This window comes from Pseudomonas sp. SG20052, assembly GCF_031766055.1.
Taxonomy (GTDB): domain Bacteria; phylum Pseudomonadota; class Gammaproteobacteria; order Pseudomonadales; family Pseudomonadaceae; genus Aquipseudomonas; species Aquipseudomonas mandelii.
The window spans coordinates 2,955,320-2,981,358 of the sequence record NZ_CP134498.1 but is presented as its reverse complement, the minus strand read 5'-3'; the positions used below and the strand labels follow the sequence as shown (position 1 = coordinate 2,981,358).

The window sequence follows — 26,039 nt, the reverse complement described above, 5'->3', positions numbered from 1 at the left end:
TCAGTTCAGGAGTATTGCGATGAGTACCGACGATAAACGCGTTCGCGAATTTGCCTATCAAATCTGGGAATCGGAAGGTAAGCCTGAGGGCCAGGACGCCCGACATTGGGAGATGGCGTGCAAGCTGGCTGAAGCCGAAGCCCTGGCCCCCAAAAAATTGCCCAAGGCTGCCGGCAGTAAAACGGTTGCCAAGCCTGCTGTGGCCAAAGCCAATGGCAAGGTGCCCGAGCCGAAAGCCAAGGCCAAGCCTGCAGCGGCTTCAAAGGTGATTCCGCCCGGCGAAAAAGCTGCCGAGAAGAAGCCTAAAGCAGCGCGCAAACCGCCTGCTGTCTGACGCTTCACTATCGCGTCCTGATTGACCTCGTGGCCAGCCCCCTGGCCACCGTGGGCTTGCTCGCCCACGAAAAACCTGTAGGAGCGAGGCTTGCCCGCGAAGGCGGCATGTCAGTCGATTCAACTGTGACTGAAACACCGCCTTCGCGGGCAAGCCTCGCGCCTACAAAGAATCCCCTTTTTGCAGGAGCATCTATGTCCAATCCAAAGAAAGCCGCGCCAGAACCTCACGCCGAGGCCTCGCGAATCCGTGAAGGCTTGCCCTTCCCGCTGGGTGCGACCTGGGATGGTCTGGGGGTCAACTTTGCCTTGTTTTCCGCCAACGCCACCAAAGTCGAGCTGTGCATCTTCGACGATGCCGGCGAGGTTGAACTCGAACGTATCGAACTGCCGGAATACACCGACGAGATCTACCACGGCTACTTGCCCGACGCCCACCCAGGGCTGATTTACGGCTACCGTGTCTATGGCCCATACGACCCGGCCAACGGTCATCGTTTCAACCACAACAAACTGCTGATCGACCCCTATGCAAAACAACTGGTCGGCCAGCTGAAATGGTCCGAAGCGTTGTTCGGCTACACCATCGGGCATCCTGACGCCGATTTGAGTTTCGATGAACGCGACAGCGCACCGTTTGTCCCCAAGTGCAAGGTGATCGACCCGGCTCACACCTGGGGCAACGACCATCGCGTCAGCGTGCCGTGGGACAAGACGATCATTTATGAAACCCATGTACGCGGCATCAGCATGCGCCACCCTTCGGTCCCCGAGAACGTGCGTGGCACCTTCGCCGGGTTGATGGTCGATGACGTGCTGGAACACATTCGCAAGCTCGGGGTGTCGTCGGTCGAGTTGCTGCCGATCCACGCTTTCGTGAACGACCAGCACCTGCTGCACAAAGGCATGACCAATTACTGGGGCTACAACAGCATCGCCTTCTTTGCCCCGGACCCGCGTTACCTGGCCAGCGGCAAGATCGCCGAGTTCAAGGAGATGGTCGCGCACCTGCACGAAGCCAATCTGGAAGTGATCCTCGATGTGGTCTACAACCACACCGCCGAGGGCAACGAACAAGGGCCGACCCTGTCCATGCGCGGCATCGACAACGCCTCGTATTACCGCTTGATGCCCGATGACAAGCGTTACTACATCAACGATTCCGGCACCGGCAACACCCTCGATTTGAGTCACCCTTGCGTGCTGCAAATGGTCACCGACTCCCTGCGCTATTGGGCCACGGAAATGCACGTGGACGGTTTCCGTTTCGACCTGGCGACCATCCTCGGCCGCTACCACGAAGGCTTCGACGAACGTCACAGCTTCCTCGTGGCCTGCCGCCAGGACCCGGTGCTGCGCCAGGTGAAGATGATCGCCGAGCCATGGGATTGCGGCCCCGGCGGTTATCAGGTCGGCGGTTTTCCGCCGGGCTGGGTCGAGTGGAACGACAAGTTCCGCGACACCGTGCGCGCGTTCTGGAAAGGCGATGACGGCCAACTGGCCGACTTCGCCAGCCGCATGACGGCGTCCGGCGAGATGTTCAATCAGCGCGGCCGGCGGCCCTATGCCTCGTTGAACTTCATCACCGCCCATGACGGTTTCACCCTCAATGACCTGGTGTCGTACAACGACAAGCACAACGAAGCCAACGACGAGAACAATCAGGACGGCAGCAATAACAACCTGTCCTGGAACCACGGCGTCGAAGGCCCGACTGACGATCCGGAAATCAATGAACTGCGTCAGCGGCAAATGCGCAATTTCTTCGCCACGCTGCTGCTGTCCCAAGGCACCCCGATGCTGGTGGCCGGCGACGAGTTCGCCCGGACCCAGGAAGGCAACAACAACGCCTATTGCCAGGACAGCGACATCGGCTGGGTCAATTGGGACCTGAGCGAAGACGGCAAGGCCCTGCTCAAGTTCGTCAAGCGCCTGATCAAGTTGCGCCTGGCCTATCCGATCCTGCGTCGCGGACGCTTCCTGGTGGGTAATTACAACGAGGACATCGGCGTCAAGGACGTGACCTGGCTCGCCCCGGATGGCAGTGAAATGTCCATTGAGCAGTGGGAAGAACCGCATGGCCGCTGCCTCGGCATGTTGATGGACGGCCGCGCCCAGGAAACCGGTATCCGCCGCAAGGGCGGTAACGCAACCCTGTTGCTGGTGGTCAACGCGCACCACGACATCGTCAACTTCACCTTGCCGGAAGTGCCGGACGGCTATCACTGGACGTGCATGGTCGACACCAATCAACCGTCGATTCGTGGACAGGAACGCTTCGAGTTCGGGCACGAGTACTCCGTCACCGGTCGTTCGCTGCTGCTGTTCGAATTGCAGCATGAGGAAGAAGAGTGAAATGGACCTTCAAGCGTTTCTCACTCGCCAGCCACCGGACTACGCCGATACTCAGGCGCTAGGCCGGTGCCTGCGGGCGTTGGTGGAGGCTGGGCTTGATCAGCTTCCGCTACCCGGCAGTGGCCAGACGCTGGAGCGCTTCCAGCGGTTGGCCGAGGTCGGCGGGCATGACCTCGGGTTATGCAAGTTGTACGAAGGCCATACCGATGCGCTGGCAATCATCCAGCAACTCGGCGGCTCGCCGACGCCGGGCAGCACCTGGGGCATGTGGGCCGCTGAACCGCCAAACGCCCGGGTGCGCGTCCGTCCGCAGGGACACATGGTCGAGTTGAACGGGCGCAAGGCCTGGTGCTCGGGCGCGGCGGTGTTGAGTCATGCGCTGCTCACGGCCTGGGATCAACAGGACTGCCAGCAATTGGTCGCGGTGGCGCTGGATCAACCCGGCGTGACCGTGACCGATCAAGGCTGGCAAGCGGTCGGCATGGGCGCCTCCGGCAGCGTCGAAGTGCTGTTCGAAGGCGCCGAGGGCCAAGCCATCGGTTCACCCGGCGATTACCTGAATCGGCCCGGTTTCTGGCAGGGCGGCATCGGCATTGCCGCCTGCTGGTACGGCGCGGCGCAAAGCATTGCCGAACGCCTGCGCAGCCATTGCGCGCACCATGAAGAACCCCACGCCCTCGCTCACCTCGGTGCCGTCGACAGTGCGCTGCATGCCGCCGCCGAGGTCTTGCGGGTCAGCGCACTGATGATCGACGCCGCCCCGCTGGACGACGCCGAATTGCTGGCCCGGCGCGCCCGGGCGGTGGTGGAACACACCGCCGAACAGGTCATGTTGCATGTCGGCCACGCCCTCGGCGCGGGTCCCTACTGTAGGGATCGGCAGTTCGCCCGATTGATCGCCGACCTGCCGGTGTTCCTGCGCCAAAGCCACGCCGAACGGGACCTCGCCGCCCTCGGCCAAACCGTCATTACCGGAACATGGACGTTATGAAAACCAATCCTATCGTCGGCCAGGGCACGCCGCTTCATCGGTGGCAGACCTCCAGCCACCTGGCGCAGTTACCGGTGATCGATATCCTGAGCCTGGTGCCGGAAGGTGCCCGCGCAGTGATCATCGCTCCGCACCCGGATGACGAAGTGCTGGGCTGCGGCGGTTTCCTGCAATTGCTCGCCGCCGCCGGTCGGCCCTTGCAGCTGATCTCGGTCACCGATGGCAGCGCCAGCCATCCCGGCTCCGAGCGCTGGCCGGTGGAGCGCCTGAGCGCGGTGCGGCCACAGGAATCGGTCGAAGCCTTGCGACGTCTCGGTGTGCCACTGCACAGCCTGAAATGGCTGCGTGGTGGATTCAAGGACAGCCAGGTCGCTGATCGAGAAAGCGAGCTGAGCGAGTTCATCGAACGTCACTTGCACCCCAACGACGTGGTATTCACCACGTGGCGCGAGGACGGCCATTGCGACCACGAAGCCGTGGGCCGGGCCAGCGCCACAGCGGCAAGACGAGCGGGTGCGACCGTCTATGAATTGCCCGTGTGGACCTGGCACTGGGCGACACCTGAAGACAGTTTCGTGCCGTGGCACCGGGCGCGAAAAATCCTCCTGGCCCCGCACCTGGTCGCGCGCAAACGCCACGCGATCCACGCCTTTGCCAGCCAGTTGGAGGGTGACCCGCACATCGGCTTGCCGCCCGTGCTGGCGCCCTATGTGCTGGAACGGCTGCTGCAACCGTTCGAAGTGGTGTTTGTATGAGCGTCGACGACCGCTATTTCGACGGTCTGTTTGCCGGCAACGATGATCCCTGGTCGTTCCGTCAGCGCTGGTACGAACAGCGCAAACGCGCAATCACCCTCGCCGCGCTGCCCCGCCCTCACTACCGGGCGATCTTTGAGCCCGGCTGCGCCAACGGCGAGTTGAGCTTTGAGCTGGCCAGCCGCTGCGATCGTCTGCTGTGTTGCGACACCGCCGCCGCAGCCGTGACGCTGGCTCGCACCCGACTCGGCCCGTTCGACCACGCCGAAGTCCGCCACAGCCGCTTGCCTGCCGATTGGCCGGACGAGAAATTCGACCTGATCGTGCTCAGCGAGATCGGCTACTACCTCGACGCCGATGATCTGAAACGCCTGATCGAACAGGCCGCACAATCGCTGACCGCCGACGGCCAACTGCTGGCCTGCCACTGGCGCCCGCCCATCGACGGCTGTCCGTTGAACGCCCGGCAAGTCCATGACTTGCTCCACGAACATTTGCATTTGCCGCGACTGGCCCTGCATCAGGAAGCGGATTTTCTACTGGAACTCTGGAGTCGTGAACCACGCTCCGTGGCGGCTCTGGAGGGCTTGCGATGATCGGCATTCTGATCCCCGCGCATAACGAAGAAGACTTGCTCGAAGACTGCCTTGAGGCGGCCCTGCTCGCCGCGCAACACGAGCGGCTGGGCGGTGAAACCGTCGAGGTGCTGGTGGTGCTCGACAGTTGCACCGACCGGTCCTCGGAGATCGTCAGCGCCTATCCGGTGCACAGTCTGGCGATCGAGGCACGCAACGTCGGTCAGGCTCGCGCCGCCGGCGCACGGTTTCTGCTCGATCGTGGGGCACGCTGGATATCCTGTTCCGATGCCGACAGCCGTGTGGCGCACGATTGGCTGGTGGCGCAACTGGCCCTCGACGTCGATGCGGTGTGCGGCACGGTCACGGTGGAGGCGTGGCACGAGGCGTTCGATGAGTCGGCTCAGATTCGCTATCACCAGCACTATCAGGCCCGCGAAGGTCATCGGCACATTCATGGAGCCAATCTGGGCATCAGTGCTGACGCCTATCAGCGCGCCGGCGGTTTCGAACCGCTGGCCTGTGACGAAGATGTGCAACTGGTGCGACAACTCGAACGCTGTGGCGCAAACATAGCCTGGAGCCATCGCCCGCAAGTGCTGACCAGTGCTCGGCTGGACAGTCGCGCACGCGGTGGTTTCGGCGATTATTTGCGAGACCTGGTACAGCCTGGTTAAAAAATACCGTCTCAGATGACAGCACCACGCGACGAATAGCGAGACTTGAGCAATACTCTCCTCGCGGCAATCCAGGGTATGGAGCGCTGCACATTGCTCTCAAACAGAACAAGGACGTAGCCCGATGAAACCCGTTTCCCTCATCGAAAGCAGCTTGCCGGGACAGGTCTGGAACAGCGCCCGGCAACTGGACAACATCCCCGTCATCAACACCGAGACCCTGGTCCCCACTGGCGCGCGTGCCGTGGTCATTGCGCCGCATCCTGGCGATGAAGTGGTCATGTGTGGAGGCTTGCTTCAGCTCCTATCCTCGTTGGGTCATCCCCTGCAATTGATCTCGATCACCGATGGCAGCGCCAGCCATCCGGGCTCGCAACAGTGGTCAGAGAAACGCCTGAGTGTGTTTCGCGGCCAGGAAAGCGTCGAAGCCTTGCGCCGGCTCGGTTTGCCGATGCACAGCCTGAAGTGGATTCGCGGCGGCTTTACCGACAACGCCCTGGCCAAGCATGAAACCCAATTGACCCAATTCATCGCCCGTTATTTGCGCCCCGGCGATGTGGTGTTCACTACCTGGCGCGAAGACGGCACCTGCGATCATGACGCCGTCGGCCGCGCCAGCGCCAATGCGGCGAGCATGGTCGGCGCGACGGTCAACGAACTGCCGGTCTGGGCCTGGCACTGGCCGACCCGAGATCAAGGACTCTTTCCCTGGCATCGTGCGCGCAAAGTACGCCTCGACACCTGGACCGTCGCGCGCAAAAGCCACGCCACCCACGCCTACGCCAGCCAGCTCGACGGCGAACCGGCCATCGGCATCGCGCCGCTGCTGCCCCGGGTGATACTGGAGCGCATGCGTTTGCCCTATGAAGTTGTCTTTGTCTGACCCAATTCCCCATCCAACCCATCCCTGCGGGAGAGAGCCTGCTCGCGATATCGTTGGGGCAGTCGACATCAATGCTGGATGTCACTCCGCTATCGCGAGCAGGCTCGCTCCCACTTGGAATGGGTGTCGCTCAAACTGAACTGCCCGCCGCTGCATCAGTCGCATGCATAAGCAGCCCAGATTCAGAGGAGTGAACGTGACCAGCGATTCCGAGCAGCGAGCCGTTGAATCAGTGCCCTTGGACTCGCCCCCGGCGATTCATCGATTGAGGGTGCTGACGGTCAACACCCACAAAGGGTTTACCGCCCTCAATCGGCGTTTCATCCTTCCGGAGCTGCGAGAAGCGGTGCGCAGTACGTCGGCCGATCTTGTATTCCTGCAGGAAGTGGTCGGCGAGCACGATCGGCATTCCTCCCGTTACAACGACTGGCCGCAGACCTCGCAATACGAGTTCCTGGCCGACAGCATGTGGAGCGATTTCGCCTACGGTCGCAACGCCGTTTACCCCAACGGCCATCATGGCAACGCGCTGCTATCGAAATACCCGATTCGCGAACACCGCAATCTCGATGTCTCGATCACCGGCCCCGAACGCCGCGGCTTGCTGCACTGCGTACTGGACGTGCCGGGGCACGCTGAAGTCCATGCGATCTGCGTGCACTTGAGCTTGCTGGAAAGTCATCGCCAGTTGCAGCTGCAACTGCTCTGCCTACTGCTCGAATCCCTGCCCGACGATGCGCCGGTAATCATCGCCGGCGACTTCAACGACTGGCAGCTGCAAGGCAACGCCGCCCTCTCCCGTCGCAATTACCTGCACGAAGCCTTCGAACGCCACAATGGCCGCCCGGCGAAAACCTACCCGGCGCGCTTTCCGCTGCTGCGCCTGGACCGGGTCTACCTGCGCAACGCCAGCAGCCACAACCCGCGAATTCTCGGCAATAAACCCTGGACGCACCTGTCGGACCACTTGCCGTTGGCGGTGGAAGTGCACCTCTGAGCGATCAAAGCATCAAGGTGCGTTGACCACAACATAGGTCACATTGCTGCCCTGATACTGCGGCTGGTACCAGGTTGAACCGCACTGCATGTACACCGTGTTGTATTGCATGACCTGCACGCAACTGCTGGGCATTTGTGCCGGCGTCAGGATCGAGCCAACCACCGCTGCTGTCACCGCGACCGTCGCGGTCACGGCCGCCGCCGTGGCGATCGGATGATAGTGATCGTCGTAGCCATAGCGGCCATGCCCATCGACATCAATGTCGACGTCGCGATTGTTGTTGATGTTGACGTTACGAGTGCTGTTGTTGATGTTGGTACGGTTGCCGACAGTGTTCCCGGCATTGACCCGGTTGCCTGAGTTCACCCGATTGCCCGCATTGACGTTGCTCGCGCGCGGCGGGGTATTGATCCGCTGCGCCCGCTGGGCATTGGGGGCTGGCGCACGGTTGACTGACGCCCTTGCCTGCCCCTGGCCCCGTGGCCGGGCATCCGCTTCGGCGATCAGGCCGACAGTCAGCACTGCGGCAGTGGCTAGCGATACAAACAGGCTCCACGACATCGACCGGTTCATGTCATTCCCCTCCCTGATCAGCGGCTTTCTTCAGCGCAATCGCCACATCACCCTTGGCCGGTTTGAAGGTGAACATCGACTCCTGGAGGCCAGGCTTCAGGTTCCAGTGATACACCGCGCTGTATTCCGGAAAGCTCTGCTCATCGGTGGTGGTAATCACCAGTTTGCACGGCAGTGGCTTCTCGGACCGTGTGATCCACAATTGCCAGTCGACGCCCTCCTGCCGAAAGGCCAAGTGATCACAGAGTTGGCCCTTGATCGTTGACGGTCCCACGTACAGGGCTTCCTTGAGTGCATCGATCTGGGCCTGATCGCTGCCAAACAGAAACAGGTCTTCCATGGGGATCTGGATCCCGTAATGGTTTTCGATCATGTGCAGGGTTTCGGACACCTTGGGCGGAGCATCCACCGTGGTGTAGTACTTGAGGTACGGTGAGTACTGGGTCAGTTTCTTGCCGTTATAGAAGAACTCTCGCGTTCGGACATCGCCTTCTGTCCGGGCATACATACGGTCATGCCCCAGCACTTTCAGAGTAGTGGAAGCCTCGGACTTGATCTTCTGCCCGGTCTCCAGGACGGTATCCAGGGTCACTTCGGCATCTACCTGAAACTTCGACAGGCTGCGCAGGTAGTTGCCCATATCAATCAGCTTATCGACCACCTGCGGATTGATGATCGGGGTGGCGTCCGCCGCCGGTACCTTTTCGGCGCGAGCCCCTGGGGCAAGGAGCAGGGTAAACATCAGGCAGAAAACACTGGATTGGGTTTTCATCGATTTTTCTCCTGTCCCTGCGCCGGGCTGCCGCCCGAAACCTTGTGGCTGAATGTTCAGCCTAGTTGCGGCCAGTCCTGTTCGCCAGATAGACAAACCGGTGTGAGGACAGCGATTCCCTTGCGTTCATTTCAGCGCAGCATTACTGACAGAATCGAGACATGGACATCGTCGGGCCAGCAGGCCCTGAACCCCGCCCGGACAGACCGGTAGCCCACTATCCAAAGGCTCTGGCCCGAGGGTTTTTTGACGATTTTTCGAACAAACAAGAACTTAGATGCGCGGCAAAAATCAGTCACTTGCGAGCACTAAAATTCCATTACCGCCTATCGGCCATTTTCTTGACGCATTGTCAAGGGTCTTCTTAGCTTCACGTTACTACCCCCGGAAATCCACCAGGGGCAAACCTCCAGACACCCGCGAAATCGGGCGGCCAGCGGCTTGCCTCAATCCATTCGGTCGCCCCTCATTCGGGGTAGGAGAGACGCCAAAGCGAGATACGGCATGCGATTGCAAGGTAGACCCCCATGAAAACTTCATTCACCCAACAAGAGATCAAAATCACTTTTTGCACTGTCTCGAGTTCTCTGCTGCTGTGTTCGTCCATGGAGGTGCAAGCCGGGCACGCAGAGGATGAAACCGCCCCCTGGTATCGCCAGGATGTACCGGCAATGACCTTGCCCACGATACACATCACCGCCCCCTACCCCGGCCATTTCAACGCCGCCTCCGATACACGAAGTTCTCGCCTGACCATCGAAGATGCCGCGCCTTCGACCTGGGACCAGTTGTACGGGCAGGCATCGCGACAAGCACAGACCTATGTAATGCCTCAAGGGGTTTCCAGCCCCGGCAGCACCGAATTCAAAGGCCCGGCGATCCTGACCCTGCAAAGCGGTAGCGGCCATACCCAACGGGTCGGCCTGATCGGCGGGATGACGCAGTTACAAGGCAACAGCAACGGCCTGTTGACCCGTCGCGCCCTCGCCGCCCCCGAGACCGATACCCTCAACCTTCAAGGCCAGAGCCTCGGCGCCTACTGGAGCCTGACCGGGCCACAAGGCTGGCACGTGGATTTGTCGGCCAGTGGTGGACGGGTCGCCGGTTACAGCCGTAACGACCGGGGCGCGCGGATAGCAACCGAAGGCAGCGCGGTGACGTTGTCGGTGGAAGGCGGATTTCCGATTGGGGTCAGCGAAAACTGGGTAGTCGAACCGCAAGCGCAGTTGATCAATCAGCGCATCACGCTGGATACGCCTTATGCCGGTTCAAGTAATGCATCGTCCAGCGACCTGACGTCCTGGAGCGGCCGGGTCGGCGCAAGGTTGAAAGGTAGTTACGACATCAACGGCCTGGGAGTCGAACCCTATGTGCGGACCAACTTGTGGCACACCGTGTACACCGGCAACACCGTGACCCTCGATCAGGTCGACAAGATCAGCAGCAGCCGCAACTCATCGACGGTCGAAGTGGGGTTGGGGCTGGTGGCCAGAGTCACGCCCGCGGTGAGTTTCTACTTCAGCGCCGATTACAGCAGCGATGTGGATGAAAATGATTTGAACGGCTTGATCGGGAGTCTGGGTGTGCGGATGCGGTGGTGAAGTGATCGTTCCCACGCTCCGCGTGGGAATGCCTCCAGTGGCGCTCTGCGTCACATCGTAGGGACGCGGAGCGTCCCGGGGCTGCATTCCCACGCGGAGCGTGGGGAACGATCATGTCGCAGCGAGCCTGCTCGTGATGGAAGAGACCCCGTACTGGATCAACCCTCAGGACTCAGGATCAACACCGCCAACGGTGGCAGATTCAACACCAGTGAAATGTTCTGGCCATGGCTCGGCTCTTCCTCGGTAAACGCCCCGCCGCTGTTGCCATAGTTGGACCCGGCATACATCGCCGCGTCGCTGTTGATCACCTCGCCCCAGCGCCCGGCGAACGGTACGCCGATGCGATAGGCCTGACGCGGCACCGGCGTGAAGTTCGCCACCACCAACACCGGCCGCCCTTCCTTGCTCCAACGCAGGAACGCGTAAACGCTGTTGATCGCATCATCGCCGATCAACCACTGGAAGCCTTGCGGCGCGTCATCCTGGTCATGCATCGCCGGCTCTTCGCGGTACAGCCGATTGAGGTCGCCGACCAGTTTCTGCACACCCTTGTGTTCGGAGTATTGCAGCAGGTACCAGTCCAGTTGCTGATCGTGATTCCACTCGCGCCACTGGCCGAACTCGCAGCCCATGAACAGCAGTTTCTTGCCAGGATGCGCCCACATGAAGCTTAAATAGGCCCGCAGGTTGGCAAATTTCTGCCAGCGGTCGCCAGGCATCTTGTCGATCAGCGAGTGCTTGCCGTGCACCACTTCATCGTGGGAGATCGGCAGAATGAAACGCTCGGACCAGGCATACACCAGGCCGAAACTCAGCTCGTTGTGGTGATGGGCGCGGTACACCGGATCCTGTTGGATGTAATGCAGCGAATCGTGCATCCAGCCCATGTTCCATTTGTAGTCAAAGCCCAGCCCGCCCTGTTGCGTGCTCTGGCTGACACCCGGCCACGCGGTGGACTCCTCGGCAATCACCAGCGCACCGGGCGCTTCGATGTTGACCACGTCGTTGAGGTGGCGCAGGAAGTCGATGGCTTCGAGGTTCTCGCGCCCGCCGTGACGGTTTGGCACCCATTCCCCGGCCTTGCGCGAGTAATCGCGATAGAGCATCGACGCCACGGCATCGACCCGCAGGCCATCGACGTGGAAATGCTTGAGCCAGTGCAGCGCCGAGGCCAGCATGTAGCCGTGCACTTCGGTGCGGCCCAGGTTATAGATCAGCGTGTCCCAGTCCTGATGGAAACCTTCCTGCGGATTGCCGTATTCGTACAACGCGGTGCCATCGAATTGCGCCAGGCCGTGGGTATCGGTGGGGAAATGCGCCGGCACCCAATCGAGGATCACGCCGATGTCAGCCTGGTGACAGGCGTTGACGAAGGCGGCGAAGTCATCCGGCGAACCATAACGGGCGCTCGGGGCGAATTGCGACAGCAACTGGTAACCCCAGGAACCGCCGAACGGGTGTTCCATGATCGGCATCAGCTCGATGTGGGTGAAGCCCAGTTCCTTCACATAAGGAATCAGCCGCTCGCCCAGTTCGTGCCAGGTGTACTGGCGCGCCACTTCACCCAGATCGTCCAGCTCGCATTGCCACGAGCCGGCGTGCAACTCGTAGATCGACAGCGGCGCACTCGGCAGATGCCGCTCGCCACGAGACTCCATCCACGCCTGATCCTGCCAGTCGATGTTCAACGGTGAGGCGACTTTGGACGCGGTATCCGGCGGCAGCGAGGTGGCCAATGCCATCGGGTCAGCCTTGAGCGGCAGAATCCCGTGGGCGCCGAGGATTTCGTATTTGTAGGTTTCCCCTGCCTGCAAACGCGGGATGAACACTTCCCAGACCCCGGTGGGATGGCGCAAACGCATCGGGTGCCGACGACCGTCCCAGTTGTTGAAGTCACCGACCACCGACACCCGTTTGGCATTCGGCGCCCACACGGCGAAACGCACGCCGTCGACGCCGTCCACCGTCTTCAGCTGCGCGCCGAGGCAGGCACTGAGGTCGCGATGATTGCCTTCGGCGAACAGGTACAAGTCCATTTCGCCGAGTAATGGGCCAAAGCTGTAAGGGTCCTCGGAAACCTGTTCGCCACCAGCCCAACGGGTGCGCAAAAGATACGGCTGCGCCCGATCGAAGTGCCCGACAAACAGGCCCGGCGTCTGAGTGGCTTCAAGGTTGCCGAGTTCTTCCCCGGAGTCCCTGGCCAGTACCTGCACGCTCAGCGCGTCTGGCAGATACGCTCGAATGAATTGCCCGCCGGCGTCATCGCCGTGGGGGCCGAGAATTGCAAAAGGGTCGTGATGTTCGGCGCGTACCAGCGCGTCGATATCCCGCGATCTGGGCAGCAACGCTTCTTTAGCGTGACCCTGTTCCTTGTTCGAGAAACTCATGACTACTCTCCACCAAGCTCGGAAAAGGGTTTAAGCCCACTCAATAATCCATACAAACCGTGCAATGGCACCGGCAGCCACGTGGGGCGATTTTCAGCCTCATAAGCCACCTCATACGCCGCCTTCTCCAGCCCGAACAACGCCAACGCGGCGTCCTCGCCTTCCGGATCTTGCCACGCATGAGCAAGACTAGCTGCCGCCAGCCGATAAGCGTCGACAAATGCCTGTTTTGCTTCATTCAAATAACGGTCGGCTACCCGTTGCCGTGCCGCTCGGGCTTCGGCGGTGTTGTCGACGTTATGCACGTTGATCGCCATCGCCGCGGCGTAATCGAAGGAGCGCAACACGCCACTGACATCTTTGTACGGGCTGTGCTTGCCGCGTCGTTCGCTGAGCGGCCGTGCCGGCTCGCCTTCGAAGTCGATCAAGAAGGCGTCGCCCTTGATCACCAGCACCTGACCCAGGTGCAAATCGCCGTGGACGCGAATGCGCAAACCACCGACGGCTTTTTCGCCCAGGTCCTGGACATGACTGAGGATGGCTTTTTTGTTGTCCAGTAAACGAGTGACCAGCGCTTTGTCCGCCGGGTTCAGTTCGCTTTGATGCTGTTTGAGCAACTTCAGCGAGTGCTCCAGTTGCGCCGCGACGTCCTTGGCCGAGGCCAGGGCCTCTTTTTGCGTGGTGACCTGCGGGGCGAAGTCCGGGTCATCGGTCGGGGCCGCCAGCACCTGGTGCATCTCACCCAGCCGTTGGCCGAGCATGCCGGCGAAGTCTTTGAGCTCACCCAGTGCGTTGTAGTGCTGCTCCTGCTCGGACATGGCGTCGGCCAGTTCGTCGCGCAGTGCCCGTTCGAGGTTGTTCTGGGTCCATTCCCAGGCATCGCCCTGATTGCTCAAATAGCCTTGGGCAATCATCAGCAGATTGTCCTCGCCCTTGGCGTCGCGGCGAACCACCGACCCCAGCAGCGGCGAGATGTTGCTAAAACCGGCGTTGGTCAGATAGGCGCTCATTTCCAGTTCCGGGTGCACGCCCGAGGCGACCTTGCGGATCAGCTTCAGCACCAGGCTGCTGCCGATCACCACCGAACTGTTGGACTGCTCGGCCGACAGGTAGCGCACTTCGGATTCGGCCGTCAGGCCCAGTTTGGCCAGTTCCTCGGTCGGTTCGAAACGGATCTCGCCGCCATCGGAAGGCAACACGGTGTTTTCCTGCATGCCTCGCAGCACCGCGCGGATGAAGTTTTCCAGGCTGAATGCGTCGGTGATCAACCCCACTTGAGGGCCACGTCGAACCCGAGACAGCGCGAGTTGCTGCGGCAACGCCGGCCCGACCTGATCATCGGCAATGAAGCCGAAAGGCAACTGGTAACGGCTGGTCTGGCCGCCGCTGGTGACTTCGATTTCACTCAAAAGCACCGGATGCTGCGCATCGCCGAAGCGCACGCCATAGACCAGGTTGACCTTCTCGATGGCCGCGTCCTTGCCGGCGAACCAGCGACGGTTTTGCAGCCAGTTCGGCAAGATGCCCTGCTCCAGCGTGCCGCGTGACGGCGCTTCGAGCAGTTCTTCCATGCGTTTTTTCAACACCAGGGTGGTGAAGTCCGGCAGGCTTTGCGCCGGTTCTACGTGCCAGCTGGGCATTTGATTCTCCGCAGCAAGTCCAAACCAATAAAAGCCGTAAGGCGCCAGCGTCAGGAGGAAATTCAGCTGGCCGATCGGCGGGAAAGCGTTACCCCCGAGCATCTCCACCGGCACCATACCGGCGTAAGCCGACAGGTCCAGCTCCGCCGCTTGCGCACTGCGCGATACGTTGGCCACACACAGGATGATTTCGTATTTGCCGTCCGGCCCGTCGTATTCACGGGTGTAGGCCAGAATTCGCCGGTTGCTCGGCGAGAGCATTTTCAGCGTGCCACGCCCGAAGGCCTTGGACTGCTTACGCACGGCGAGCATGCGCCGGGTCCAGTTCAGCAGCGAATGCGGGTCGCCGGCCTGGGTCTCGACATTGACCGACAGGTACCCGTATTGCGGGTCCATGATCGGCGGCAGTACCAGGCTCGCCGGGTCGGCGCGGGAAAAACCGCCGTTACGGTCGATCGACCACTGCATGGGCGTGCGTACGCCGTCACGGTCGCCGAGGTAGATGTTGTCGCCCATGCCGATTTCATCGCCGTAATACATCGTCGGTGTGCCCGGCATCGACAGCAGCAGACTGTTGAGCAGTTCCACCCGACGGCGATCCCGCTCCATCAACGGTGCGAGGCGGCGGCGAATACCGAGGTTGATCCGCGCCCGACGGTCGGCCGCGTAGTAGTTCCACAGGTAATCGCGTTCCTTGTCGGTGACCATTTCCAGGGTCAACTCATCGTGGTTGCGCAGGAAAATCGCCCACTGACAGTTGGCCGGGATCTCCGGGGTCTGGCGCAGGATGTCGGTGATCGGGAAACGATCTTCCTGAGCCAGCGCCATGTACATGCGCGGCATCAACGGGAAGTGAAAGGCCATGTGGCATTCATCACCGTTGAGGCCTTTTTTATCGGTGTCACCGAAGTACAGCTGCGTGTCTTCCGGCCATTGATTGGCCTCGGCCAGAAGCATGCGGTCTGGATAGTTGGCGTCGATCTCGGCACGGATCTGCTTGAGGACGTCGTGGGTCTCGGGCAGGTTTTCGTTGTTGGTGCCGTCGCGCTCGATCAGGTAGGGAATCGCGTCCAGGCGCAGGCCGTCGATGCCCATGTCGAGCCAGTAGCGCATCACCGACAGCACCGCTTTCATGACTTGCGGGTTGTCGAAGTTGAGGTCTGGCTGGTGCGAATAGAACCGGTGCCAGAAGTACTGGCCGGCGACCGGGTCCCAGGTCCAGTTGGACTTTTCGGTGTCGAGAAAGATGATCCGGGTGCCGTCGTATTTGTGATCGTCGTCGGACCAGACGTAGAAGTCCCGCGCCGCCGAACCTGGTTTGGCTTTTCGTGCGCGCTGGAACCACGCGTGCTGGTCGGAGGTGTGGTTGATGACCAGCTCGGTAATCACCCGCAGGCCGCGTTTGTGGGCCTCGGAGATGAAACGTTTGGCGTCGGCCATGGTGCCGTAATCGGGGTGGACGCCACGGTATTCGGCAATGTCGTAGCCATCATCGCGCCGTGGCGACGGATAGAACGGCAAGAGCCAGATGGTGTTGACGCCGAGGTCGGCAATGTAATCGAGTTTGGCGATAAGGCCGGGAAAGTCGCCGATCCCGTCGTTGTTGGAGTCGAAAAAAGACTTAACGTGAACCTGGTAGATCACCGCATCCTTGTACCAGAGCGGGTCCTTGATAAAGGTGGCTGCCTTGGGTTTCTTCGCCATTTGAAACTCCTGTTGAATTCAGTGCAGCCCCTGAGCCGAACGCCTACCTGTGGCGAGGGAGCTTGCTCCCGCTCGGCTGCGAAGCAGTCGCAAAACCTGTAAATCAGTTGACCCTGAAAAAATAGGGCCGCTGCGCGCCACAGCGGGAGCAAGCTCCCTCGCCACAAAAGTTCATCCCATCGCAAATCTGGGGGGCTTCAAGAAGTTGTGATTCGCCAGATACCGAACGGTTGATGCGCCGGGTCGATTCGCATGAACTGATACTTGCCGTACCAGGTCCAGCGATGGCCGCTCATCAAGTCTTCACCCTCAGTGCTGGCGTCATCGGGCAAGCCCATTTCCCACAGCGGCAATTCAAAATTCGCTTCCTGGACGTTATGCGGATCGAGGCTGACGGCCACCAGAATGAAGTTGCTGCCATCTGCGCTGCGTTTGCCGAAGTACAGAATGTTGTCGTTCCACGCGTTGTAGACCTTCAGGCCCAGGTGCGTGTGCAATGCCGGGTTTTGCCGGCGGATGCGGTTGAGCTGGGCGATCTCGGCGATGATGTTGCCCGGCGCGGTAAAGTCCCGTGGGCGGATCTCGTATTTCTCGGAATTGAGGTATTCCTCTTTGCCCGGTACCGGCGCGGCTTCACAGAGTTCGAAGCCCGAATACATGCCCCACAAACCGGAGCCCATGGTCGCCAGCGCCGCGCGGATGAGAAAGCCGGCGCGTCCGGACTCATGCAGAAACGCGGGGTTGATGTCCGGCGTGTTGACGAAGAAATTCGGCCGGTAGCATTCGCGCCATGGCGACTCGTTGAGTTCGGTGAAATAGGTCGCCAGTTCCCGCTTGGTATTGCGCCAGGTGAAGTAGGTGTAACTCTGGGAGTAACCGACCTTGCCCAGCCGCGCCATCATCGCCGGCGTGGTAAAGGCCTCCGCCAGGAAGATCACCTCGGGATACAACGCCCGCACATCGGCGATCAGCCATTGCCAGAACGGCAGCGGCTTGGTGTGAGGGTTGTCGACACGAAAGATCTTCACGCCCTCTTCGACCCAACCGACCACAATGTCCCGCAGCTCGACCCACAGGCTGGGAATTGCATCGCTGGCATAGAAATCGACGTTGACGATGTCCTGGTACTTTTTCGGCGGGTTCTCGGCGTATTTGATCGTGCCGTCCGGGCGCCAGTTGAACCAGCCCGGGTGCTGTTTGAGCCACGGGTGATCCTGGGAACACTGGATCGCGAAATCGAGGGCAATTTCCAGTCCGTAATCCGCCGCCGCTGCCACCAGTCGACGAAAGTCTTCGCGGGTGCCGAGTTCGGAGTGAATCGCCTCGTGCCCGCCCTCTTCGCTGCCGATGGCATACGGGCTGCCCGGATCGTCGGGGCCGGCGCTCAGTGAATTGTTCGGGCCTTTGCGGAAGCTGCGCCCGATCGGATGAATGGGCGGGAAATACAGCACGTCGAAACCCATGTCCTGAATCATCGCCAACCGAGCATGCACGTCGTTGAACGTGCCGTGACGGTTTGGATCGTCGGTGATCGAGCGCGGAAACAACTCATACCAGCTGGCGAACTGGGCGAGCTCGCGCTCGACGTCCAGCGGAAATTCAGGACTGAGACTCAAGTAGGCACGGTGATCGGCCTGAGCCATCAGGTCCGCACTGCGTTGGTGCAGAAACAAGGTGACTTGTTCCGCTTCGAGCAACCCGGACAATTCATGGTGCAACGCCGCCAGGTCTTCGCTCAGCGGCCCTTCCGAGCGCTCGGCCGCCTGTTTCACCTGGTTGCGCCCTTCCTGCAACTCCAGGCTGATGGGCACGCCGGCAATGTGTTTCTTCTCGATCTCGTATAGAAAGCTGGCGTACTGATCGATCCAGGCTTCGATACAAAAGACGTAGCGGCCTTGATCTTCAACGCGGAACTGCCCTTCCCAGCCGTTATTGCCGAGTTCGGTCATGACCTCGCTCTGCCAGGCCTCGTCGCCGTCGGCACGCCAGCGTATGCGCACGGCCAGTTTGTCGTGGCCGTCGGCGAACACTTTGCTGGTCACCACCACGTCCTGGCCCACCACGGCCTTGGCCGCGAACTGCCCGCCATCCAGAGTCGGCATCACGCTTTCAATCGCGATGCGCGGCAGCAGTAGCGCCTGTGACAGTGGCATATGAGGGTTGTAGTTCAGCTCTGTCGGTTTTTCAGCAGTCATCGAGCATCTCTCCTTAACGCCCCATGGACGCTCTTGTGTCTGGTCGTCTTTCACACGAAACCCGTCGGGCCCGAAATGAACTCACTTAGGTTCCGAGCGACAAGCGCGGGGAAAAGTTCACGCCCATTTGCTGCGGAATCAAATCCCTTGCGTGACGGTCAACTCACTTAAGCACGACTTACGCCATGTGCCACTGGAGGCTTCAACGATGAGTATTCCAATCCCTGCCGAGACACCTGATCCGAACATCGACACCCCGACCATTCCGCCGACCGAGCCGCAACCGGTACCTGAAAAGGAACCGCCTGGCACTACGCCGCCACCCCGGGAAGAACCACCGAGCACGATGCCGCCAGTGATCGTCACGCCTGAGTGACGATGGCTATCTAGGGCCGTTCCTGCTCGTCTTTGTCCCTGTCGAGTATTTGCACGATCCTCGGCATCACGCTGAAAATCGCCAATGCCAGCAGCGTACTAAACACCGCCGTCGCCTCGCGGCCCAGCCCGGCCGAGACACCGATGGCGGCGGTCAGCCATAAACCGGCGGCGGTGGTCAGGCCTTTTACGTGGCCTTCATCGGCCTCCTGGTTTTTCAGAATGGTGCCGGCGCCGAGGAAGCCGATCCCGGCGATCACGCCTTGCACCACCCGGCTCATGGCATCGGCCTGGGAGCCGGACATCTGTGGCACCAGCACAAACAACGCAGCTCCCAGCGCTACCAGCATGTGCGTACGCACGCCGGCGGCCTTGCCCTTTTGCTCACGCTCGAAACCCAGGATGCCACCCAGGATCGCAGCCATGAGTAATCTCACGGTTATACGCGTCAGTTGTGACGCATCGCCGATGTCGGCGAACTCCGCTTGCAGCGTTACCCAAACCTCATGCCACCAGGCGTTCATGGTGCAATCCTTGTGATTGATCGTTATGGGAGGATGGACCGCGCCGACCATTAATCAGTTGCACAGAACGATGTCCGTCGGATGCGCCCTAACAGTTTAGAACCCGCTAAAAAAAGGACACCTCCATGACTGTGCGCATCGAAAACCAGACCTGCTTTTTCGTTACCGAGAACGGCGAAGAAATTCGCCTGTGCCCCGATGTCACGATCATCACCGACTCGGAAAAAGCCATGTCGGCGGTTGAGCTCAACGGCCAGCGCGTCTACATCACCGAAGCAGAAGCCGACGCATTGACCGTAGCAGGCGCAGTGGACGGTCGTAAGCATTTGAAAGCCACTGACAGTGATTCGGTGATTTGACTGATGCGGATCAACACCGCCCGCAGGCGCCTGTTATAGACGTCTGCGCCCTGCTGTGACGGGGTGCATCAAGTTGTCGCAGGCAGCGGGCCAATCCCCATCTGATCCGCTTTTTATTGCAATACCTGAGTCTGTTATGCAAACAGATCGCTGGTCATAGTGCTCATGCCTGATGGAGGCTGATGAGCGAAAGACCATGAGCGAAAGAATCCCCGTCCGAATCGTAGAACCTGCCTCATTTATAAAAACCGAGCCTTTGCGTCCAAAGATAAAGGCCAAGTCCAGCGACAACCTGATTCACACCCGCAGCTTCACCGGCCTGTTCCGCACGTTGCGTCTGAGCGGTGCGGGCGTTCTGTTTTTGTTGTTCTTCGGCACCGTGTGGCTGAACTGGGGTGACCGTCAGGCGGTGCTCTGGGACCTTTCCGAAAGCAAATTCCACATCTTCGGCGCAACTTTCTGGCCCCAGGATTTCATCCTGCTTTCGGCGCTGCTGATCATCGCCGCGTTCGGCCTGTTCGCGATCACCGTGTTCGCCGGCAGGGTCTGGTGCGGTTACACCTGCCCGCAGAGTTCCTGGACCTGGATCTTCATGTGGTGCGAGAAGATCACCGAAGGCGAACGCAACCAGCGCATCAAGCTGCAAGCCGCGCCGTGGGGCCTGAACAAACTTATTCGCCGCTCGGCCAAGCACACACTGTGGCTGGCCATCAGTCTGCTCACCGGGCTGACCTTTGTGGGGTATTTCACGCCGATCCGGCCCTTGGCCGAAGAGCTGCTGACCTTGCAGATGGGCGGTGTCAGTCTGTTCTGGGTGCTGTTTTTCACCGGCGCGACTTACATCAATGCCGGCTGGCTGCGTGAAGCGGTGTGCATGCACATGTGCCCGTATGCGCGGTTCCAGAGCGTGATGTTCGACAAGGACACCTTGACCATTTCCTACGACGTGGCCCGCGGTGAAAACCGTGGCCCGCGCAAACGCGAGGTGAAACCGGCCGAGGTGGGGCTGGGTGATTGCATCGATTGCCAGCTGTGCGTGCAAGTCTGCCCGACCGGGATCGACATACGCGACGGCTTGCAAATGGAGTGCATCGGCTGCGCGGCGTGTATCGACGCCTGCGATTCGATCATGGACAAAATGGGTTATGCCCGTGGCTTGATCAGCTATACCTCGGAGCATGAGTTGCAAGGGGGCAAGACTCATCTGCTACGGCCGCGGCTGATCGGTTACACCGCGGTGCTGCTGGTGATGATCGGCGCCCTCGCCCTGGCGTTGGTCGAGCGGCCGATGGTGTCGCTGGACGTGAGCAAGGACCGCGGCCTGTTCCGAGAGAACAGCCAGGGGCAGATCGAAAACATCTACAGCTTGAAGGTCATCAACAAGACCCAGCTGCGTCAGGACTATCGGCTGAGCCTGGTGGACGGCGAAGGCTTCGTGCTGCAAGGCAAGACCGAGCTGAGCCTGGCGCCGGGTGAGATTGTCGATGTACCGGTGTCAGTGGCCATGACCGCGGAACGCCCCAGCAGCAGCTCGCAGACGATCAGTTTCAAGATTGTCGACAGTGACGAACCGGACATCTATAGCGTGGCCAAGAGCCGGTTTGTTGCGCCGATGAACCGTTGATCCCTTAGACTGCGGTGCTGCCATTCGCGGGCAAGCCTCGCTCCTACGGTTTCGTGCTGACTGTAGGAGCGGTGCTTGCCCGCGAAGAAGTCACCTCGATTTCACTGAAAAAACACCAATCAGGCACTCGATGAAACGCTACGAAAAATTCGCCGAAGACATCGCTGAACTGATTCGCTCCGGCGTCCTGGGCCCTGGCCAACGCGTGCCGTCGGTGCGCTATGCCAGCCAGACTTACGGGGTCAGCCCGTCCACGGTATTCCAGGCCTACTACCTGCTCGAACGCCGTGGCCTGATCCGCGCCCGGCCGCGTTCCGGCTATTTCGTCAACGCGCACGCGCCGAGTCCGTTCTCGGAGCCGGTGATCAGCAGCCAGGTCAATGAATCCACCGAAGTCGACGTCAGCGAGCTGGTGTTTTCGGTCCTCGACTCGATCAAGGACCCGACCACCGTGCCCTTCGGCTCGGCCTTTCCCAGCCCGACCCTTTTCCCGTTGCAGCGCCTGTCACGCTCCCTGGCCAGCGCCGCACGGGACATGGACCCGCGCATGGTCGTCACCGACATGTCGCCGGGCAACCCGCAACTGCGGCGCCAGATTGCCCTGCGCTACATGGTCGGCGGCCTGATGTTGCCGATGGAAGAACTGCTGATTACCAACGGCGCGCTGGAAGCCCTCAACCTGTGCCTGCAAGCGGTCACCGAACCCGGCGACCTGGTGGCCATTGAAGCGCCGGCGTTCTATGCCTGCCTGCAAATCCTGGAACGGCTGAAACTCAAAGCCGTCGAGATCCCGGTGCACCCGCGCGACGGTATCGACCTGGGCGTGCTCGCGCAAACCCTGGAGCGCCACCCGATCAAGGCCTGCTGGTGCATGACCAGTTTCCAGAACCCGATGGGCGCGACCATGCCCGAGGCGAAGAAACAGGAGCTGGTCGAGCTGTTGCGCAGCCACCAGGTGCCGCTGATCGAGGACGACGTCTACGCCGAACTCTATTACGGCCAGCAGGCGCCGAAACCGGCCAAGGCGTTTGATACCGAAGGGCTGGTGATGCATTGCGGTTCCTTCGCCAAGAGCCTCGCCCCGGGCTACCGCATCGGCTGGGTCGCCGCCGGGCGATATGCGCAGAAGATCGAACGGCTGAAACTGATGACTTCGCTGTGCGCCTCGATGCCGGCCCAGGCCGCTATCGCCGACTACCTGCAACACGGCGGCTACGACCGGCACCTGCGCAAACTGCGCTACGCCCTGGAAGAACAGCAAAGCGCCATGCTCGCCGCCATCGCCCGCTATTTTCCGGCGCAGACACGTGTCAGCCAACCGGCCGGCGGCTACTTCCTGTGGCTGGAACTGCCGCCGCAGATGGATTCGCTGAAGTTGTTCCAGATGGCACTGGCGCAAGGCATCAGCATCGCGCCGGGGCCGATCTTTTCACCGACGCAGCGGTTCAGGAATTGTATCCGGCTGAATTATGGCAGCCCGTGGACCGAGGATTCGGAGAAGGCGATGGAGACGTTGGGGCGGATAGTGCGGTCGTTCTGAAGCGTTGATGTCGTTTGGGCTGCCGCCATCGCGAGCAGGCTCGCCCCACACAGGAATTTAGTGTCGTTCACAAATACTGTGTTCACATCAATCCACTGTGGGGAGCCTGCTCGCGAAGGGGCCGGGCCGGACAATACAAATCTTAAGGATTAACGCCCACCACCCAGGTCAACAAAAGTCCCGGTCGCATAAGAAGCCTTGTCCGACAGCAACCAGATAATCGCCTCGGCCACTTCGTCCGGCCGTCCACCGCGGGCCATCGGGATCGCCGATTCCAGCTTGCTGACCCGATCCGGATCACCGCTCAGCGCATGGAAGTCGGTGTAAATAAAGCCTGGCCGCACCGCGTTGACGCGAATGCCTTCGCCCGCCACTTCCTTGGACAGGCCGATGGTGAAGCTGTCCAGCGCGCCTTTTGACGCTGCGTAATCCACGTACTCGTTGGGTGAACCCAGACGCGAGGCCACAGAGGACACATTGACGATGCTGCCGCCCTGCCCGCCATGCTTGGGCGACATGCGCATGATCGCGTGCTTGGCGCAGAGGATCGGTGCCAGGACGTTGGTCTTGAGCGTTTTGAGAATGCGGAACTCGGACATTTCGTCGACGCGGGATTTTTGACCCACGGTGCCGGCGTTGTTCACCAGCGCCGTGACGCGACCCAGTTCGGTGTCCACGCGGTGGAACAGACTGATCACTTCGTCTTCGATGCTGACGTCGGCACGCACGAGAATGGCTTGAGCGCCCAGAGCCCGAACTTGCTCCAGGACGCTTTGTGCAGCCGATTCGTCGGACTGATAGTTGATACAGACCCGATAACCAAGCCCTGCAGCCAACAGCGCGGTTGCCGCGCCGATACCACGGCCGCCGCCGGTGATGACAATGACTTTGTCCATGTTGACTTCCCCTTCACGCGTAAGCAATCGGGGGCAAGAATAACCTCCATTGCCGGCTTTTGCATGGACTCACATCAACTGAACTCGCCAACGCTGTGTGCATTGGGGTCTCTGTAGACGCCGTCCCCCTCACGATCAGGCAGGCTCGACAGCGGCCACAGGCACCCATCGTTCACCACGGACGATGTCGGCCATGAAGCGATCCGCCGGCAGCGGGTGCCCGAGCAGGTAGCCCTGCAACGAATCGCAACCGAGTTTGGTCAGGAAGTCTTGCTGGACACCGGTCTCGACGCCTTCGGCGACAATGCGCAAACCCAGCGCCTGGCCGAGCGCGACGATGGCGGACACGATGGCGGCGTCGTCACTGTCGTGTTCCAGATCGCGGACAAAACCGCGGTCGATCTTCAGCTCATTGGCCGGCAGGCGCTTGAGGTACATCAAGCTCGAATAACCCGTGCCGAAGTCATCGATGGACAGATCGACGCCCATTTCCGAAAGTTCCTGAAGCACCGTCATGCTCGCATCGGCATCGCTCATGGCGGTGGTTTCGGTGATTTCAAGGGTCAGGCTATTGGCCGGCAACTGATGCCGGGCCAAGGCGTTGGAGACGCTCTTGACCAGGCCCGTATGGCAGAACTGCAACGCCGAGAGGTTCACCGCAATGCGCCAGTCGGTGTAGCCGAGCACGTACCACTCGCGCATCTGGCGGCAGGCTTCGTTCAGCACCCATTCACCAATGGGAATGATCAGCCCGGTCCTTTCCGCCAGCTCGATAAACTTGTCCGGCAGCAGCATGCCCTGGGTCGGATGCTCCCAACGCAGCAACGCCTCAGCACCCACCGGACGACCATTGCTGGCGTCGAACTTGGGTTGGTAATAGAGGCTGAACTGCTGCTGATCGAGGGCATTGCGCAAATCCTGGAGCAGTTGCAGCTGTTTACGCGCGTTGCTGTTCATCGAGGCGTCGAAGAAGCTGTAGCCGTTTTTCCCGGCGCCCTTGGCGTGGTACATCGCAGCGTCGGCGTTCATCAGCAATTCCTGGGCGGTCTGGCCGTTGCCCGGGTACAGCGCGATGCCAAGGCTGGCGGAAATCTGCAGGTCTTGCTCGGCGACCCGGAACGAACTGCCGATCAGCCCGACCTGCCGCGCGGCGACGTTCAGCGCGTCATTTGGCTCGCTGAGGCGTACCAGCAGGACGAATTCATCGCCGCCGATCCGCGCCAAGGTGTCCTGACTGCGCATGTCTTCGCGCAGACGTAAACCGACCTCGCGCAACAACTGATCGCCCATGTGGTGGCCGAAGGCATCGTTGACCGGTTTGAAGCCGTCGAGGTCGATAAACATCAGCGCAAAGCAACCGCCCTGCTCCTGAACCTTGGACATGGCCTGTTCGATACGGTCGGCCAGCAACATGCGATTGGGCAACCCGGTCAGGGTGTCGTGCAGGGCCAGTTGGGTCAGTTCGCGATTGGCTTGCGTCAACGAGCGCGCAAGATCCGCGGTGCGGGCTTCAAGACGCGCATCGAGAACCGAGGTCAACAAGGCGATGCTCAATACCGCAAGCGTGGTGATCAGCACCAGGTTGTCGAGGCCTTTGCCGTTCAAGCCGCTGAGGGCGGCGCCACAGAAACTGCCGTCCGGGAAGCGTGCCGCCGCCATTCCGGTGTAATGCATGCCGACGATGGCCAGGCCCATGATCACCGCCGCACCGGCGCGAAACAGGCCCACATACGGCGTGTGCTGGCGCAGGCGGAAGGCGATCCATAACGCGGCGCCGGAAGCACCGACGGCGATGAGCAGCGATGCACCAAACAGCGTCGGGTCGTAATCGATGCCCGGCTGCATGCGCATGGCGGCCATGCCGGTGTAATGCATCGCACTGATCCCGGCGCCCATGATCAGAGCACCGAACGCCAGTTGCCAGGACGGCAACCGGGGCTGACTGACCAGCCACAGGGCAAAACCGCAGGACAGGATCGCGGTCAGCAGCGACAGGGACGTAAGGCTGAAGTCGTACCCCAGATCGATGGGCAAGGTGAACGCGAGCATGCCGATAAAGTGCATAGACCACACGCCCACGCCCATGGCAAAGGCGCCGCCCGCGGTCCAAAGGAACACGGCACGGCCCTTGGCGGTGGCAATGCGTTCGGTCAGGTCGAGCGCGGTATAGGAGGCGAGAATCGCTACACAGAGCGAAATGATTACGAGTGTGGGGGAATAGCTACCGATGAGCATGTGACTTCTCGCGATCGCCCCCCGTACTGCTTCCGTTCTCGG

21 protein-coding genes are annotated in these 26,039 nt (G+C 60.9%); 13 read left to right on the top strand and 8 right to left on the bottom strand.

What is annotated here, in order from left to right; translation table 11 throughout:
- Positions 1-19: 19 nt before the first annotated feature.
- The 8 genes from RHP74_RS13625 (at position 20) to RHP74_RS13590 (ending at position 7,566) form a co-directional block, all read left to right on the top strand.
- A complete protein-coding gene (locus RHP74_RS13625) occupies positions 20-334 on the top strand; it encodes a DUF2934 domain-containing protein (RefSeq protein WP_010459953.1) in 315 nt (104 codons plus the stop codon).
- A 194-nt stretch (positions 335-528) separates the two neighbouring features.
- Positions 529-2,688 carry a glycogen debranching protein GlgX gene (glgX, locus tag RHP74_RS13620; RefSeq protein WP_010459951.1) on the top strand — a complete coding sequence of 720 codons (2,160 nt, stop codon included), beginning with the start codon at positions 529-531 and terminating at the stop codon, positions 2,686-2,688.
- A gap of 1 nt (position 2,689) precedes the next feature.
- Positions 2,690-3,679 (top strand): acyl-CoA dehydrogenase family protein, encoded by a 990-nt coding sequence (locus RHP74_RS13615; protein WP_077749962.1) that lies wholly within the window; start codon positions 2,690-2,692, stop codon positions 3,677-3,679.
- The gene (locus RHP74_RS13610; RefSeq protein ID WP_010459946.1) at positions 3,676-4,434 is read left to right on the top strand and encodes a PIG-L deacetylase family protein; all 759 of its coding nucleotides are present in this window, start codon (positions 3,676-3,678) and stop codon (positions 4,432-4,434) included. The genes RHP74_RS13615 and RHP74_RS13610 overlap by 4 nt, the downstream gene beginning before the upstream one ends.
- The gene (locus tag RHP74_RS13605) at positions 4,431-5,030 is read left to right on the top strand and encodes an SAM-dependent methyltransferase (protein ID WP_010459944.1); all 600 of its coding nucleotides are present in this window, start codon (positions 4,431-4,433) and stop codon (positions 5,028-5,030) included. The genes RHP74_RS13610 and RHP74_RS13605 overlap by 4 nt, the downstream gene beginning before the upstream one ends.
- Complete coding sequence (locus RHP74_RS13600) at positions 5,027-5,686, top strand: glycosyltransferase (RefSeq protein ID WP_311099938.1); 660 nt, start codon at positions 5,027-5,029, stop codon at positions 5,684-5,686. Before RHP74_RS13605 ends, RHP74_RS13600 begins: the two co-directional genes overlap by 4 nt.
- A 124-nt stretch (positions 5,687-5,810) precedes the next feature.
- Positions 5,811-6,569: a PIG-L deacetylase family protein gene (locus tag RHP74_RS13595; RefSeq protein WP_145307309.1), complete on the top strand. Its 759-nt coding sequence runs from the start codon at positions 5,811-5,813 to the stop codon at positions 6,567-6,569.
- Positions 6,570-6,765: 196 nt separating this feature from the next.
- Positions 6,766-7,566: an endonuclease/exonuclease/phosphatase family protein gene (locus RHP74_RS13590; protein ID WP_010459937.1), complete on the top strand. Its 801-nt coding sequence runs from the start codon at positions 6,766-6,768 to the stop codon at positions 7,564-7,566.
- 12 nt (positions 7,567-7,578) lie between these two features.
- Here RHP74_RS13590 and RHP74_RS13585 read toward each other — a convergent pair whose 3' ends face one another.
- Together RHP74_RS13585 and RHP74_RS13580 are read right to left on the bottom strand one after the other, a co-directional pair.
- On the bottom strand, positions 7,579-8,142 hold the full coding sequence (locus RHP74_RS13585) for a hypothetical protein (protein ID WP_311099935.1): 564 nt from the start codon (positions 8,140-8,142) through the stop codon (positions 7,579-7,581).
- Between the two features lies 1 nt (position 8,143).
- Positions 8,144-8,914 (bottom strand): DUF2092 domain-containing protein, encoded by a 771-nt coding sequence (locus RHP74_RS13580; RefSeq protein ID WP_311099934.1) that lies wholly within the window; start codon positions 8,912-8,914, stop codon positions 8,144-8,146.
- 527 nt (positions 8,915-9,441) lie between these two features.
- On the opposite strand from RHP74_RS13580, the gene RHP74_RS13575 reads away from it, so the two are divergent.
- Positions 9,442-10,515: an autotransporter outer membrane beta-barrel domain-containing protein gene (locus tag RHP74_RS13575; protein WP_311099932.1), complete on the top strand. Its 1,074-nt coding sequence runs from the start codon at positions 9,442-9,444 to the stop codon at positions 10,513-10,515.
- A 158-nt stretch (positions 10,516-10,673) separates the two neighbouring features.
- Here RHP74_RS13575 and glgB read toward each other — a convergent pair whose 3' ends face one another.
- The 3 genes from glgB to RHP74_RS13560 all read right to left on the bottom strand — a co-directional run bounded on the left by glgB (position 10,674) and on the right by RHP74_RS13560 (position 18,444).
- On the bottom strand, positions 10,674-12,905 hold the full coding sequence (gene glgB, locus RHP74_RS13570; RefSeq protein WP_010459929.1) for a 1,4-alpha-glucan branching protein GlgB: 2,232 nt from the start codon (positions 12,903-12,905) through the stop codon (positions 10,674-10,676).
- 2 nt (positions 12,906-12,907) lie between these two features.
- Positions 12,908-16,249 carry a maltose alpha-D-glucosyltransferase gene (gene treS, locus RHP74_RS13565; RefSeq protein ID WP_102593613.1) on the bottom strand — a complete coding sequence of 1,114 codons (3,342 nt, stop codon included), beginning with the start codon at positions 16,247-16,249 and terminating at the stop codon, positions 12,908-12,910.
- 197 nt (positions 16,250-16,446) lie between these two features.
- On the bottom strand, positions 16,447-18,444 hold the full coding sequence (locus RHP74_RS13560) for an alpha-1,4-glucan--maltose-1-phosphate maltosyltransferase (RefSeq protein WP_145307321.1): 1,998 nt from the start codon (positions 18,442-18,444) through the stop codon (positions 16,447-16,449).
- A 208-nt stretch (positions 18,445-18,652) separates the two neighbouring features.
- Here RHP74_RS13560 and RHP74_RS13555 point away from each other — a divergent pair, with 208 nt between their 5' ends.
- A complete protein-coding gene (locus RHP74_RS13555; protein ID WP_311099929.1) occupies positions 18,653-18,820 on the top strand; it encodes a hypothetical protein in 168 nt (55 codons plus the stop codon).
- Positions 18,821-18,830: 10 nt separating this feature from the next.
- On the opposite strand, the gene RHP74_RS13550 is transcribed toward RHP74_RS13555, so the two are convergent.
- Complete coding sequence (locus RHP74_RS13550) at positions 18,831-19,343, bottom strand: MgtC/SapB family protein (protein ID WP_311099927.1); 513 nt, start codon at positions 19,341-19,343, stop codon at positions 18,831-18,833.
- Between the two features lie 125 nt (positions 19,344-19,468).
- On the opposite strand from RHP74_RS13550, the gene RHP74_RS13545 reads away from it, so the two are divergent.
- From RHP74_RS13545 to mapR, 3 genes are all read left to right on the top strand, one after another.
- Positions 19,469-19,702 carry a DUF3203 family protein gene (locus RHP74_RS13545; RefSeq protein WP_109630730.1) on the top strand — a complete coding sequence of 78 codons (234 nt, stop codon included), beginning with the start codon at positions 19,469-19,471 and terminating at the stop codon, positions 19,700-19,702.
- 196 nt (positions 19,703-19,898) lie between these two features.
- Positions 19,899-21,326, top strand: a complete 1,428-nt coding sequence (gene ccoG, locus RHP74_RS13540) for a cytochrome c oxidase accessory protein CcoG (protein WP_145307325.1) — start codon at positions 19,899-19,901, stop codon at positions 21,324-21,326.
- Between the two features lie 130 nt (positions 21,327-21,456).
- Positions 21,457-22,866 (top strand): GntR family transcriptional regulator MpaR, encoded by a 1,410-nt coding sequence (mapR, locus tag RHP74_RS13535; protein WP_010459917.1) that lies wholly within the window; start codon positions 21,457-21,459, stop codon positions 22,864-22,866.
- Between the two features lie 149 nt (positions 22,867-23,015).
- Here mapR and RHP74_RS13530 read toward each other — a convergent pair whose 3' ends face one another.
- Positions 23,016-23,762 carry an SDR family oxidoreductase gene (locus RHP74_RS13530; RefSeq protein ID WP_010459916.1) on the bottom strand — a complete coding sequence of 249 codons (747 nt, stop codon included), beginning with the start codon at positions 23,760-23,762 and terminating at the stop codon, positions 23,016-23,018.
- A 135-nt stretch (positions 23,763-23,897) separates the two neighbouring features.
- Entirely contained in the window at positions 23,898-25,997 is a 2,100-nt protein-coding gene (locus RHP74_RS13525) for a bifunctional diguanylate cyclase/phosphodiesterase (protein WP_221109410.1), read from the bottom strand.
- Positions 25,998-26,039: the final 42 nt, after the last annotated feature.